Annotated in this window: 11 protein-coding genes; 3 read left to right on the top strand and 8 right to left on the bottom strand. The window is 69.6% G+C overall.

Translation table 11 applies throughout. The annotated features are described in order from the left end of the window. Positions 1–149 precede the first annotated feature (149 nt). From SYV04_RS38095 to SYV04_RS38120, 6 genes are all read right to left on the bottom strand, one after another. A complete protein-coding gene (locus tag SYV04_RS38095; protein WP_321550976.1) occupies positions 150–1,763 on the bottom strand; it encodes a serine/threonine-protein kinase in 1,614 nt (537 codons plus the stop codon). A gap of 62 nt (positions 1,764–1,825) precedes the next feature. After that, a complete protein-coding gene (locus SYV04_RS38100; RefSeq protein WP_321550977.1) occupies positions 1,826–2,890 on the bottom strand; it encodes a DUF2804 domain-containing protein in 1,065 nt (354 codons plus the stop codon). A gap of 85 nt (positions 2,891–2,975) precedes the next feature. Beyond that, positions 2,976–3,536: a DUF2378 family protein gene (locus SYV04_RS38105; RefSeq protein ID WP_321550978.1), complete on the bottom strand. Its 561-nt coding sequence runs from the start codon at positions 3,534–3,536 to the stop codon at positions 2,976–2,978. An 88-nt stretch (positions 3,537–3,624) separates the two neighbouring features. After that, the gene (locus SYV04_RS38110; RefSeq protein ID WP_321550979.1) at positions 3,625–4,797 is read right to left on the bottom strand and encodes an ABC transporter permease; all 1,173 of its coding nucleotides are present in this window, start codon (positions 4,795–4,797) and stop codon (positions 3,625–3,627) included. Beyond that, positions 4,794–5,528 carry an ABC transporter ATP-binding protein gene (locus SYV04_RS38115; RefSeq protein WP_321550980.1) on the bottom strand — a complete coding sequence of 245 codons (735 nt, stop codon included), beginning with the start codon at positions 5,526–5,528 and terminating at the stop codon, positions 4,794–4,796. Before SYV04_RS38115 ends, SYV04_RS38110 begins: the two co-directional genes overlap by 4 nt. A 12-nt stretch (positions 5,529–5,540) precedes the next feature. Beyond that, complete coding sequence (locus SYV04_RS38120) at positions 5,541–7,055, bottom strand: alpha/beta hydrolase (RefSeq protein ID WP_321550981.1); 1,515 nt, start codon at positions 7,053–7,055, stop codon at positions 5,541–5,543. 110 nt (positions 7,056–7,165) lie between these two features. On the opposite strand from SYV04_RS38120, the gene SYV04_RS38125 reads away from it, so the two are divergent. The 3 genes from SYV04_RS38125 to SYV04_RS38135 all read left to right on the top strand — a co-directional run bounded on the left by SYV04_RS38125 (position 7,166) and on the right by SYV04_RS38135 (position 9,159). Beyond that, positions 7,166–7,987: an LEA/WHy family protein gene (locus tag SYV04_RS38125; RefSeq protein WP_321551101.1), complete on the top strand. Its 822-nt coding sequence runs from the start codon at positions 7,166–7,168 to the stop codon at positions 7,985–7,987. 98 nt (positions 7,988–8,085) lie between these two features. Continuing rightward, positions 8,086–8,526 (top strand): hypothetical protein, encoded by a 441-nt coding sequence (locus tag SYV04_RS38130; protein WP_321550982.1) that lies wholly within the window; start codon positions 8,086–8,088, stop codon positions 8,524–8,526. Positions 8,527–8,532: 6 nt separating this feature from the next. Further along, the gene (locus SYV04_RS38135; RefSeq protein ID WP_321550983.1) at positions 8,533–9,159 is read left to right on the top strand and encodes a hypothetical protein; all 627 of its coding nucleotides are present in this window, start codon (positions 8,533–8,535) and stop codon (positions 9,157–9,159) included. A 127-nt stretch (positions 9,160–9,286) separates the two neighbouring features. Here SYV04_RS38135 and SYV04_RS38140 read toward each other — a convergent pair whose 3' ends face one another. Continuing rightward, positions 9,287–10,858: a sensor histidine kinase gene (locus SYV04_RS38140; protein WP_321550984.1), complete on the bottom strand. Its 1,572-nt coding sequence runs from the start codon at positions 10,856–10,858 to the stop codon at positions 9,287–9,289. Positions 10,859–11,056: 198 nt separating this feature from the next. Then, the gene (gene ppsA, locus SYV04_RS38145; RefSeq protein WP_422724015.1) at positions 11,057–13,426 is read right to left on the bottom strand and encodes a phosphoenolpyruvate synthase; all 2,370 of its coding nucleotides are present in this window, start codon (positions 13,424–13,426) and stop codon (positions 11,057–11,059) included. Between the last annotated feature and the right edge of the window lie 37 nt (positions 13,427–13,463).

A 13,463-nucleotide genomic window follows, 5' to 3' on the forward strand; every position in this document is an offset into this window, starting at 1 on the left:
AAAGCTCTGCATGCATTAAAGGTCTGCTCCCATTAAGAGGGGGTTTATCGGAAGCGAGCGACTACAGGCTGTGGCGCTCGTCCATCAGGCGGTTAGGCACAGGATGATGGTGCCAGATGCTTACCCGTCTGCTCCATCCCAACACCCTCTTACTCCGTTGGGCAGGTCTTCCCGTTGAAGGCGATGATGGTGCGCCGGTCGGGGCGAACGACCAGGCGGCAGCGTGCCGTGCGCCCATCCTCCATGAAGAAGTCCGCCGCGTGTCTCCCGGCGGGCATGCGCTGAATGGAGACGGGCAGCCGCTCCCGCGGGCGCCCGGGCAACTTCACCTCCACCGGACCGCTGATCGTCGCGCGGATGCGCAGCGTGCCCTCCCCCGTGAGCACTTCCTCGGGCACGGGCTCGGCGGGCGCGGCTTCCTCGGTCGGCGCGGGTGCGGCCACCACCGGTTTGGCGGGGCGACGGGTCTCCCGGCGCGAGCGCTCCCGGCCCGGCTTGAGCGGCGCCACCAGGTCCTCTTCGCTGTCACGGGGCGCCTCCGCCGCCACGACCGGCTCGCTCGCGGGAGCGGGGGCTGCCTCGGCGGCGGCCATCGCGGGTGGCGCCTCTGGCTTCGGGGGCTCGGGGACAGGCGGCGGCGTGCGCGCTTCCTGCGGCGGCGGCTTCGGCTCCTGGGATAGCTGCCATGCCGCCAGCCCTCCTCCCACCAGGAGCAGGGCTGTCACCACCCCCAGGGCTGCCCGCACCTGGGGCCTCGCGAGCACCGTCGGCACGCTCGTGCGCGAGGGCACACTGGGCACATTGACGACCGAGGGCCGCAGCCGCTTCACCCCCGTCGGGATGACCGAGAAGGCTCCGGCCTGCTCCTGCACGTAGCCCGCGAGTGAGGACGGGCCCACCGACAGCCCGCGTGCCAGCGCCACCGCCTCCAGCTCCTCGCGCATCGTCGCCGCGTCGGCGTACCGGTCCTCCGGCCGCACCTGCAGCGCGCGCCCCACCACCGTGTAGAAGCCCTGGGGCAGCCCGGGACTCACGCGCTCCAGTGACTCCCACTTGCCCTTCACCAGCGCCGCGTGGCGCTCGGAGACGTTGCTGCTCACGTCCAGCGGCGTGGTGCCCGCGGCGAGCTGGTAGAGCGTAATCCCCAGCGAGAACAGGTCGCTGCGCCCATCCAGCTTCTTGCCCATCGCCTGCTCGGGCGAGAAGTACCCCGCCTTGCCCTTCGTCGTGCCCGCCTGGGTGAAGTTGCGGTTGGTGGCCGCCTGGGCAATCCCGAAGTCGATGAGCTTCAACATCCCCTTGGGCGACAGCAGGATGTTCTGCGGCGACACGTCCCGGTGGACCAGCCCCTTGGTCGCGTGTACCGCCTCCAGCGCCGCGCAGGTGAAGATGCCCACCGCCAGCAACCCTTCGTCCGTGAGCCGCTCGCCGCGCGTGTGCAGCGCCCGCGCTACTACCGACAGCGGCGCGCCCGGCACCAGCTCCATCGCCATATAAAGGAGGCCGTCCGCCTCCCCCACCTCGTAGATGTGGACGATGTTGGGGTGGCTCAGCGTGCAAGCCGTGCGCGCCTCATCCAGGAACATCTCCCGGAAGTCCGCCGACTCGGAGTACTCGGGCCGGATGACCTTGAGCGCCACCGGCCGGGAGATGTCCCCCGTGAGCGTCTGCTCCGCGCGGTACACCTCCGCCATCCCGCCCTGTGCGATGAGGCGGACGACGCGGTAGCGGCCGACGACGGTGCCAGGTTGGAGCGAGGACAAGGTCTTCGCGCGAGCCTAGCAGGCCCGAAGCGCGGTGCTGAAGCCTGGGCGCCTCCCGAGGCTCACCACACCATGTCCTGGTCCTCGGTGACGCCGGGCACGTTGGACAGGTGGTACGTCCGGCCTCCCGCACGCACCGTGCCCTCGAAGAGCCCCACCGGCTGCGCGAAGTGACTCACCACCAGTCTCAGGTCCTTCTCCTCGCGGTGGACATAGATGGGCTTGAAGTGCAGGTCCACCGCCCCATCCACCGTCGTCACCCGCCACGGATCCAACAGCTCGTTGCGGTCGTACTCGAAGCGCGCGCGCGCCAGCGGGTAGATCCGGTCTCCCACCCACAGCGTGTTCTCGTTGTCCCCCCCGCCCTCGTTGAACCCTTCCGCGAAGTTGAAGCCGATAGGGGTGCCGTCCGCCAGGCGACCCGCGGCGAACGCCCAGCGCCACGCGGTGTGCCGCGACAAGTAGCCCTGCGTGTAGTCCTGCCCGCCCACTCCGCCATCCAACCGGAAGTGCCGGCCACCCACCTCCAGGCTGCCCAGCGCCAGCAGGCCGCTGCGCTTCTGCGTCACGTTCACCAGCCCGTCCCCATCCACGGGCGCGATCAACGTGAGCGCGGGCGGCCCGCCCGCCACCAACAGCTCGCCGCGCCACTGGAAGGACTGGAGGCTGCCCGTGCGCAGGCGGCTGACGTCCACCTCGAGCTGGAAGCGCTCGTCATCCTCGCCGCGCCGCGCCGACAGCCGGCCTCCCAACGTGCGGAAGGAGGCGGAGAGCCCCGCGCCCGGCTTGTCCCCCACCTCCGCCTGCGGCCCCGGCGCGCCCAGGAAGCTGACGTCGCACAGCGGCCGCCGCTCCTTCAGGTCCACCGCCACCGCGAAGGCGCTCGAGGTGTAGCTCAGGTCCACCACCGCGAAGAAGGCGGCCACCTCGGGGGTGGCGGCGAAGGTGTAGAGCCAGCGCTTGCGCTTGAGCAGACGCGCCGCCATCGCCGGCGCCCAGCGGCCCTTGAGCCGCCCCAGGTCCACCTCTCGCAGCTCGCCCTGGTACCTGCCGAAGCGCGGCTCGCCCTGGCTCGTGGCCACGGAGTTCGGTACGGGAGGCAGGGGCAGTTCTCTCTCGGGCGTCATGGCCGCCCATTGTGAAGGGTTGGCCTCGCGCACGCCACGGCCACGACCTGGGAGGGCACGCTCCCAAACACAGCGGTACCTGGAACTACCAGGTGATGTGCAGATCGAAACTGATAGGCGAGTGGCGCACCACCCGGAGCGTGGGGTTGACGCGCGTCATCCTCAGGCCCTCCTCCAGCATCCCCCGGAGGAAGTGGGGCGACAGGCCCACGCCCGTGCGGAACTCCATGCGGAAGCTGCGCTCGCCCACCTCCACCGCCTGGACGAGGATGGGCGAGGTGTCGAAGCGCAGGTGCTCCGGGAACTTCTTGAGGAAGCGCACCGGGCCGATGAGCGGCATGCCCACCGCCACCGCTCCGCCCAGCACCGTGCGGGTGAAGCCTTGCACGAAGTGGTGGCCCAGCTTCCGCCGGCCCTCCTCGACGGGGAGCCCCGGGTAGAAGTGGCGACAGGCGATGTCCATGCACTGCCGGAACAGCCGCAGCGGGTACTGCGGCAGCAAGTCGCCCCGGTCGAAGCCCGCCTGGCGCAATTCCGCCTCGAAAGCCTCGTTGCGCGGCAGCCCGTGAACGAACAGGCCCTCGAAGAGGATGGAGCGCGTCATGGGTTCGACGCCCAGGGGGACTGGCGTCAGGGATGGCCGCATGCGCCAAAGACTCACACCATCCACTGAGAAACGGAAGTCCTTGCCCGCACTCGGAGTCGCAGCGCCGTCTGGACGCGGTGCGTCACGCTCAGGAGCGACCGAAGATGATGCGCTCCTCGGCGAGCAACCGCGTGGTGAGGGCCAGGCAGAGGGCCGCCGCGACCGCGCAGCCCAGCGCTCCCAGGAGGAAGGGCAGCACTCCGACGGGCTGGCCTCGCATCACCTCTCCCACCAGCAATTGCTGGCTGAAGACGGGGATGGTGAACATCCATGGCTGGCTTTGCACTGGAGACAGGGCCAGCACCATGCCCGGCATCATGGGCAGCAAGAGCAACAGTTGCAGGTATGTCTGCGCCTCCTTGAAGGACCGCGCATAGGTAGACACCAGCATCTGCCCCGCCGAGGCGAAGAAGGTGAGCGGCACCACGGCGGCAATCATTCCCAGCACCGCCACCGAGTCGAAGCGAGCCTTCACGCCCAGGTCCTGCAGAGGCACGCGGTGGACGACAACGAGGAAAGCCGCCATGCACACGCCCACCGCCACGCAGGCGAGCACCACGGTGGTGAGCCACTTGCCCACGACCACCGCGCCGCGCTGCACGGGGTTGATGAGCAGGGGCTCCAGCGAGCCGCGCTCGCGCTCTCCGGCCATGGCGTCGATGGCCACGTTCATCCCGCCCATGAAGGCGGCGAAGACGAGGAACAGGGGAATCATGTTGAGGACGTTGGCGGCCATGCGCTCGGGCGTGGCCAGGTCGACCTCGTCCACGCGCACGGGGCTGGCCAGTTCCGGGGACACGCCCCGGGCCCAGAGCCGCTGGCTGGCCAGCATGCCCGAGTAGCCTCCCAGCAGGTTCTGCAGGCGCCGCACGGTGGAGCGCGCCTGGTTGCGCGAGTTGTCCACCACCATCTGCACCGAGGCGGTGTGCCCCGAGCTGAAGTCCTTGCCGTAGTCCGGGGGGATGATGAGCACCACGTCCAACTTGCCGGCCTGGATGAGGGCCTCGTAGTCGGCGGGCGGCTCGGTGAGGGTGGCCCCGTGGCGCTGGAGGAAGGCCATGAGGCTGGGGGCGTGCTCGCGGCCCACCACCGGCACCTCCAGCGGCTTGCCCTCGCGGAACCAGGAGGCCATCAGCGTGAACATCACCGCGAAGACCAGCGGGCCGATGAGCGGGCCGGCCAGCGCGCTCAGCACCGAGCGCCGATCTCGCAGGTGGTCCTTCATCTCCTTGCGGAAGACGGTGGCGATGAGCCTCCTCATTGCATCAACCCCTGATCAGTGCCGATGACGGACACGAAGGCTTCCTCGAGGTTCTCCTTGCCGGTGCGGGCGCGCAGCTCGTCCGGCGTGCCCTCGGCCACCACGCGCCCTCGGGCCACGACGACAATGCGGTCACACAGCGCCGCCACCTCCTGCATGACGTGGCTGGAGAAGAGCACGCAGTGCCCCTGGGTCTTGAGCCGGCGGATGAGGGTGCGCACGGCGCGAGTGCTCATGACGTCCAGGCCGTTGGTGGGCTCGTCCAGCAGCACGTTACGCGGCCCGTGGACCAAGGCGCGCGCCAGGGCCACCTTCATGCGCTCGCCCTGGCTGAAGCCCTCGGTGCGCCGGTTGGCGATGTCCTTCATGTCCAGCAGCTCCACCAGCTCGTCCACGCGCTTCTCCAGCGCGGCGCCGGACAGGCCGTGGAGCTCTCCGGCGTAGCGCGCGTGCTCGCGGGCGGTGAGGCGCGGGTAGAGGCCGCGCGCATCCGGCAGCACGCCGATGGCGCGGCGCACATCCATGGGGCGCTGGGCCACGTCGATGCCGTCAATGCTGGCGGTGCCCCGGTCCGGGCGGATGAGCGTGTAGAGCATGCGCAGGGTGGTCGTCTTGCCGGCGCCGTTGGGGCCTAGCAGGCCGGTGACGACGCCATCGGCGGCGGAGAAGGACACGTCCTCCACCGCCGTCACCTTGCCGAAGCGCTTGTGCAGGTTGCGCACTTCAATCATGGGAAGTTCCCCTCACGGCACCGGACCGGCGAACGAGGTGAAGAACGGCGGGCGCGTCAGCTCCGGGCCACACTCGGACTTCAGCCCCTCCACGCTGCCCTGCTTCACGAAGTCGGCCATCAACGACTGGATGCAGCCCAGCCCCATCGTGTTGTGCCCCACCCCGGGCACCACCACGTGCAAGCTGTTGGGCAGCGTCTTCTTCGCCTCATCCCCCCAGGCGGGCGGCGTCACCGGATCCAGCTCTCCCGACAACAGCAGCACGGGCGCCTTCGAGGTGACCGGCTCCCGGTACTTCTCCGGCACCGTCCCCTTCGGCCACACCCGGCACGGCTCGAGCATGTTGCGCACCATCTGCGGCCCCAGCCACGTGCCCGACGCCTCACGGTCGATCGCCTCGTCCGTGATGAAGGGCGCGTCCTCCGTACACACCACCGAGAAGAACATCCCGTGGCTCACCGTGTCGCTCAGTCCTCCCGACACGCCCTGGCTCAGCGCCACGAACGGCGCCCAGTCCCCCTGCGTCGCCCGATCCAGCATCAGCGGCACCAGCATCGCCACCTCGGGCGAGTACAGCTGGCCGAACAACATCTGCAGGAACACACGCCGGCTCAGGGTGATCTCCTCCGGCACGCCCGTGAGCGGATCCTTCACCGTCACCCGCACCGGCTCCTGCTCCATCCGGTCCAGCATCGCCTTCACCCGCGCGCGCAGCTCCGGGAAGGCCTTGGAACACGCCGCGTCCTTCTCACAATGCTCGAAGAGCAGGTCCAGCGCACGCTGGGCATCCCGCGGCATGGTCAGCGGCAGGTACAGGCTCAGCGGCGCCACGCCATCCAGCGTTGCCGTGCGCACCCGCTCCGGGTACTGGCGCATGTACACCAGCGCCGCCCGCGTCCCGTACGAGATGCCCCACAGGTTCAGCTTCGAGTACCCCAGCGCCTCCCGCACCTCGTCCAGGTCCTCCATGGCGATGGGCGTGGTGTACAGGCGCGGATCCGCGTCATAGCCCTTCACGCACTTGCGGAAGTCCTCCTCGCGGAACGCGTCATCGAACTTCGCCGCGAACCCCGCATCGGGCGGATCCGGGTTGCACTTCAGCGGATGGGAGCCGCCCGTGCCCCGCTGGTCCACCAGCACGATGTCCCGGTTGCGGTGGATGCGGTCCACCATCTTCAGCACCGGCGCCTCCGAGGCCGCCTGCCCCGGCCCTCCCGCCAGCAGCACCAGCGGATCCGGCTCCGGCGTGGCCGCCAGCGCCGGCACCACCACCACCCGCAGACCAATCTTTCGCCCCTGCTTCGCCGCCCGGTCCTCGAACACCTCCAGCGTGCCGCACAGAGCCTGGTACTCGATGCCCTCGACCCGACAGGGCGACAGGGGCAGCTTCCGCTCGGACTGGGTCTCGCCGCTCCGGCGACAGGCCACCACGAGCAGCCCCACGGCCACCACGAGCGCGGCGAGCCGCCAGGCCCCCTCGCCCCCTGGGAGAGGTCGGGGATGAGAGTTGAGGGTTTCGCCGGCCACGCGCAGCCTCCGTCGTTCTTACGCGCCCGGACTTACCACCCTGGGACTCCCAGCGCACCCGCTGCCTCTATCCTCAGGGCCTCGTCTCCCATGCTAAGCCCTACGGCATGATGATGAAACGACCGCTCTTCGTCCTGCTGGCCCTGTCCCTCGTCGTCCTCACCGGCTGCGCCACGCTCAAGCAGCTCTTCAAGAAGCCCCGCGTCACCTTCAAGACGGCGCGCCTGTCGAGCGCCTCTCTCTCGGACGCCACCGTGGATGTCGTCTACCAGGTGGACAACCCCAACACCTTCGGCCTGTCCCTGGCCAAGGTGGACTACGCCTTCTTCGTCGAGGGCAAGCAGGTGGTGGCCGGCGCGCCTCGCAAGGGCATCCAGCTCAAGGCGCGCGACAGCAGCGAGCTCGTCTTCCCCGCCAACGTGCGCTTCGCCGACATCGTCCCCGTGGTGGAGACGTTCCTCACCAAGGACGCCGCCGCCTTCAAGGTCCAGGGCAGCGTGGGCATCGACACCCCCATCGGCGTCCTCTCCTTCCCCCTGGAGCGCGAGGGCACCTTCGAGATCCCCAAGGTTCCCAACGTCCAGTTCGAGGCGCCCCGCATCGCCAACATCTCCCTGAGCGGCGCCACCGTGGAGTTCCCCCTCACCGTCACCAACCGCAACAGCTTCCCCCTGCCCGTCGCCGGCATCGCCGGAGACCTCAAGGTGGCGGGCGCCAGCGTGGGCACCCTGTCCACCGGGGACCTCGGCATGCTCGATGGCCGCGGCACCCGTCAGATCACCCTGCCCCTGCAGATCAACTTCGCCCGCGCCGCCTCCGCCGCCAGCGCGCTGCGCTCCGGCAACGCCCAGCTCAGCCTCAACGGCCGCGTCACCTCCGGCGCCCAGAGCCTGCCGCTCAACCTCGGCCAGCTCGTCCAGTTCCGGAAGTGAGCCCCCGGGGGCGCGCTTTGCCCCCCGACGCGCCCTCTGCCATGCTCGGGGCGTTCAGTTCATTGGCGGGGGGCTCCTGGCCCCGGAGGCACGACACGATGAGTCGGATGTGGGTGGCTGGGGGGTTGATGCTCGCGCTGGTGGGGTGCTCTTCCATCGAGACCAAGCCCGACCCGCATGACGAGGACCCCGTCTTCGGCTCCAACGTCCCCGTCTACAAGGCGCCCCAGGTGGACCGCTGCTCCGCCCATGGCAAGAGCGCCGCTCGCCCGGGCTGTGACGACGCGCGCTACCTGGGCACCGAGTACACCCGGCGCCTGGCCGTGGGCGACGAGGTCTGCATCGAGGGCGGCTTCGGAGACGAGCCCGGCCCGGCCTGCAAGGCGCGCGCGGCCGTCGTCGACACTGGCAACAACCGCGTGAAGCTGGAGATCCGCGGCACCCGGCCGGACTCCCGCTGGTTCAACGCGGAGATGCGCCACGCCTGGTACGAGGAGGGGGCGCTGGTGGACCTCTATCTGGCCGAGCGGGGTTATTAAGAGACCATGGCTTTCTACGATTCATTCGTCGAGCGCTTCGCCGCATTGAAGATGCTGTCCCCCGCCGAGCTGAAGAAGCTGGCCGGCGCGAAGCTGTCCGATGTGGTGCTGCAGGAGCTCGGCCGCTCGCGCGTGCGCATCACCGACCTCGAGAAGCGCTACCCCTCCGCCGGCCCCAAGGAGCTGGCCCAGCACCTCATCGACGGCAAGAAGGCCATGGCCGGCATGGTGGGCGGCGTCAGCGGCGTGTTCGGCCTCATCTCCGTGCCCGCGGATCTGGTCTTCATGTCGTGGCTGCAGATCATCCTCCTGGTGGACGTGGCCACGCTCTACAAGGTGAACCTCAAGAGCGCCCGCGCCCGGGGCGAGCTGCTGGATCTGTTCGGCTACGCCAACGGCCTGGGCCCGATGCAGCGCTCCAGCCCCAAGGTGCTCGGGGGCCTGGCCGCGAAGCTCCTGGTCAAGGGCGGCCTGCCCACGCTGGGCCGCGCCATGCCCCTGGTGGCCGCGCCCGTCACCGCCTACCTCAACAACCAGCACATCCAGGCCGTGGGTGAGCAGGCCCTGCGCTTCTACGAGGGTTTCGACAAGGCTCACGCCAAGGCGCGCTCCCGTGAAAAGAAGGCGGGCTGAGTAATACGGGCTTTCTAAGACGGCCCCGTTTTCGGTATTCTGCTCCTTGTACATCCGTCGGCGTCAAATACCGCCGGATCCTCGCCGCGCAATCGGTCACTCCCCCTGCCGATTGCGCGGCGTTTTTTTACGCGGGCAGGCGCGGCTCTCGCGGTAGCACGACGTGGAAGATGCTGCCCTCGCCCGAGCGCCCGTTGGACTCCGCCCAGATGCGCCCGCCGTGGCGCTCGACGATGCCGCGGACGATGGTGAGCCCCAGCCCCAGGCCTCCGTATGCCGTGCCGTGGGCCCGGCCGAAGCACTCGAAGATGTGCCGCAGCTTGTCCGGGGGAATCCCCAGGCCGTGATCCTTCACCGTGATGTGGATCTGCCCCGCTTCCTCTCGCGCGTTCACGACGATGGTGCCGCCCTCGGGTGAGTAGCGCAGGGCGTTGGACAGCAGGTTGGTGAACACCTGATCCAAGCGCTCCGGGTCTCCGGCCAGCACCAGCCCCTCGGGCGCGAGGATCTCGATGCGCCGCGAGTGCTCGGCGAGCGGCTGGATGTGCTCGGCCACCTCGAGCAGCAGCGCGTGCAGATCCACCAGGCGCGTCTGCAGCTCCATGTCTCCGCGCTGGAGCCGGCCCACGTCCAGCAGGTTCTCCACCAGCTTCGCCATCCGGTCCACGCTGCGCGCCAGGCCCTGGAGCGCGCGATCCACCCCCGGGCTCATTCCGGTGCCGCTCTTGAGCCGCGCCAGGTGGACGAAGCCCCGCGCCGCCTGCAGGGGCGTGCGCAGCTCGTGCGCCGCCATGGTGAGGAAGACGTCCTTGGCCTCGCTGGTGGCCCGCAGCGACTCGATGGCGCGTTGGCTGTCGTCGATGTCCGTCGCGGTGATGACCCACCCCGTCAACGCGCTCCGCTCGTCCCGCTCGGGGAGCATGCGGCCCTGGAACCAGCGATAGGCGCCGTCGTGGCTGCGGCGCAGGCGGTACTCCACCTCGGTGCCGCGTTCGGTGCGGTGCGCCTCGGCCCACGCGGCCCGCGCGCGCGACAGGTCCTCCGGGTGGAAGACGGACTCGATCGCCTCCCAGTCGCGCCCCTGTGCGGGCTCCAGGCCCGCGTAGTCCAGCCAGCAGCGGTTGGTATAGGTGATGGCCCCGTCCGGCAGCATCGCCCACACGAACAGCGGCAGCGCGTCCACCAGGGTGCGGAAGCGGTGCTCGCTGCGGCGGGCGAGCACCTCTCGCTCCAGCATCCACAGCGCGGCCTCCTGGCGCTGGAGCTGCTGCTGTTGAAGGTTGAGCATCACGAAGACCTCGACCTTCCAGCGCAGCACGTCCGGGTTGAAGGGCTTCACCACGTAGTCGGCCGCGCCGTGCTCGTAGCCGTGGACCTGATCCGTCTCCTCGCGGCTGTGAGCGGTGAGGAAGATGATGGGGGTGTAGCGCGTGCGCTTGCGTTGGCGGATGAGGTGCGCCGTCTCGAAGCCATCCAGGTCCGGCATTTGCACGTCCAGGAGGATGACGGCGAAGTCCTCGGTCAATAAATAACGCAGCGCTTCACGGCCCGAGGTGGCCTTGACGAGACGCTGCCCGAGGGGCTCCAGGATTGCCTCCAGGGCAAGCAGGTTCGGAGGGTGGTCGTCCACCAGGAGGATGCGGGTCTCCAACGCCTCGATCTGCGGGGAGTGAGGGGGCGTGCTGATGAAGCCTTCCACGTCCGACCACCTCCTTCTGCTGGTTGTGATGAGTTCTTCATGGCTAACGCCAGATGCACGCGGGAACGACCCGCTCCCCTGGCTGCCCTCCAGGCGACCGTCGATGATGCTGCTCCGCTGGCAGTCCGACGTGGACGCCCGCACCCAGGAGGCGCCTGTCTCCCGCGCTACCTTGAACGCAGCTCCGGTGGGACGGGCTCAGTGCCTCCGGGCGGCCTCCAGCAGCAGGCGCCGCTCCGCCGCCGCGATCACCCGCCGCGCGGCTCCCACCGCGCCGGGATCCACGGAGATGGAGGTGATGCCCGCGCGCACCAGGTGCTCGGCGAACTCGGGGCGATTGGAGGGGGCCTGGCCACACAAGGAGCAGGTGATGCCCGCCTCGTGGCTCGCCCGGATGATGTGGATGATGGCGTCCAGCACCGCCGCGTCCGACTCGTCGAACAGCTCCGCGCACACCTCCGAGTCGCGATCCACGCCCAGCATGAGCTGCGTCAGGTCATTGGAGCCAATGGACACGCCGCTGATGCCCAGGCGCGCGTACTCGGGGATGCGGTAGACGACCGAGGGCACCTCCGCCATCACCCAGCGCTCCAGCCCTCGCTGCCGTCCCAGCGGGCTCTGCTCGATGGCCTCCAGGCACGCCTCCAGCTCCCACTTCGTGCGGACGAAGGGGATCATCACGTGCAGGTTGGGCGTCTCCTCGCGGACCCGGGCGAGCACCTCCAACTCGAGCTGGAAGACCTCCGGCTCGCGGATGTACCGGTAGCAGCCTCGGTAGCCGATCATCGGGTTGGCCTCGGTGGGCTCGAACTCGGCGCCGCCTTCCAGCCCGCGGAACTCGTTGGTGCGGAAGTCCGTGGTTCGGTAGACGACCGGACGCGGACGGAACGCACGGGTGATCTCCAGCAACGAGTCCGCCAGCTTGTCCGCGAACTCCTTCCGCCGTCCCAGGGCCAGCAGCCGCTTGGGGTGTACGCCTCCGAGCGCATCGGTGAGCATGAACTCGGCGCGCAGCAGCCCCACTCCGTCCACCGGCAGCGCCGCCACCTCCTTCGCCTGCCCGGGCAGGGCCAGGTTCACGTAGATGCGGGTGGCGAGCGGCTCGGGCTCCCCGGGCCTCGCCTCCAGAGCCGGAGCGCCCTGCGCCGAGACCTTCCCGGGTCGGGCGATGACGGTCGGCGCCTCCAGCCCGAGGCGCACCTGGCCCGTGGCTCCGTCCACCGTCACCTCCTCGCCGTCGCGCAACACGCGCGTGGCCACGCGCGTGCCCACCACACAGGGGATGCGCAACTCCCGGCTGACGATGGCGGCGTGGCACGTCATGCCTCCGCTATCGGTGACGATGGCGATGGCGCGGCGCAGGGTGGGTACCCAGTCCGGCGAAGTCATCGGCGCCACGAGCACCTCGCCCTGGCGCAGTTGCTTGCCCTCCTCCGGCTTGTGCAGCACGCGCACCCGGCCGGACACGATGCCCGGCGAGGCTCCCAGGCCCGTGACGAGCGCCTTCGCCTTCCCCTCCGTCTTCGGCGCCTCCGGCTTCACCGGCTCCGTCAGCGTGGTGATGGGGCGCGACTGGACGAGGAACAGGCGCCCGCCCTCCTCGGCCCACTCCACGTCCTGTGGCGAGCCGTAGTGCTGCTCCACGCGCATGCCGAGCCGGGCCAGCTCCAGCACCTCCTCGTCCTTCAGCACCCGGTGCCTGGCCTCCTCGGGCGCCAGCTCGATGCGGCGCTCCTGGCCGTGGCCCTCGCGGACGATCTTGAAGTCCTTGTGCCCCACGCGGACCTCGAGCACCCGCATGTGCTCCTTGTCCACCACGTACGTGTCCGGCTCCACCTGCCCGCCGACGACGACCTCCCCGAGCCCGAACGCGCCCTCGATGATGAGGCGCTCCCGATTGCCACTGGACGGGTCCACGGTGAACAGCACCCCCGAGCGCGCCGAGTCCACCATCTCCTGCACCACCACCGCGAGGGTGGGCTCCTCGGAGAGTCCCTGGCTCTTGCGGTAGGCCAGCACGCGCTGGCCGTAGGCGGAGCTCCAGCACTCGCGCACCCGGTCGAGCACCGCTTCTTCTCCGGCGACGTTGGTGAACGTCTCGTGCATCCCCGCGAAGGAGGTGTTGGCGGTGTCCTCCGAGGTGGCGGACGAGCGGACGGCGACCGCGCGTTCCTTGCCCAGCTTGCGGTAGGCGGACAGCAGCGCCGTGCGCACCGGGGCCGGCAGCTCGACCTTGCGCACGAGCTGCTTCAGCTCTTCGGACAAGGTAGCGAGCGACTCCGGCGCGTCTGGGTCGATGCGCCGCCAGAGGCTCGTCAGCTTCGCGCGGATGGACTCCAGGGAGGCATGGAAGGCAGCGGCGGTGATGACGAAGCCCCGAGGGACGGGCAGACCGGCCTGGGTCAGCTCGCCCAGGTTGGCGCCCTTCCCTCCCGCGATGGGGGTGTCCTCACAGGAGAGCGCTTCGAGCCAGACGACATGCGAGGGAGCCTCCTCCTGGGTGCTCAAGAGAACCCCAGGGGCTTCGCTCACCGAGGGCCCGCTCTTCGGTGTCCTTGTCACGTCCATGGCCATGCGCCCTCCGTCCGTACCTTTTTGATAGGCA

Source organism: Hyalangium ruber (genome assembly GCF_034259325.1).
Taxonomy (GTDB): Bacteria; Myxococcota; Myxococcia; order Myxococcales; family Myxococcaceae; genus Hyalangium_A; species Hyalangium_A rubrum.

What these genes read in the sequence shown, in the direction of transcription:
- SYV04_RS38115 (WP_321550980.1), bottom strand. Translation starts at nt 5,528, where the DNA reads ATGATTGAAGTGCGCAACCTGCACAAGCGCTTCGGCAAGGTGACGGCG.
- SYV04_RS38105 (WP_321550978.1), bottom strand. Translation starts at nt 3,536, where the DNA reads ATGCGGCCATCCCTGACGCCAGTCCCCCTGGGCGTCGAACCCATGACG.
- ppsA (WP_422724015.1), bottom strand. Translation starts at nt 13,426, where the DNA reads ATGGACGTGACAAGGACACCGAAGAGCGGGCCCTCGGTGAGCGAAGCC.
- SYV04_RS38130 (WP_321550982.1), top strand. Translation starts at nt 8,086, where the DNA reads ATGAGTCGGATGTGGGTGGCTGGGGGGTTGATGCTCGCGCTGGTGGGG.
- SYV04_RS38110 (WP_321550979.1), bottom strand. Translation starts at nt 4,797, where the DNA reads ATGAGGAGGCTCATCGCCACCGTCTTCCGCAAGGAGATGAAGGACCAC.
- SYV04_RS38135 (WP_321550983.1), top strand. Translation starts at nt 8,533, where the DNA reads ATGGCTTTCTACGATTCATTCGTCGAGCGCTTCGCCGCATTGAAGATG.
- SYV04_RS38100 (WP_321550977.1), bottom strand. Translation starts at nt 2,890, where the DNA reads ATGACGCCCGAGAGAGAACTGCCCCTGCCTCCCGTACCGAACTCCGTG.
- SYV04_RS38125 (WP_321551101.1), top strand. Translation starts at nt 7,166, where the DNA reads ATGATGAAACGACCGCTCTTCGTCCTGCTGGCCCTGTCCCTCGTCGTC.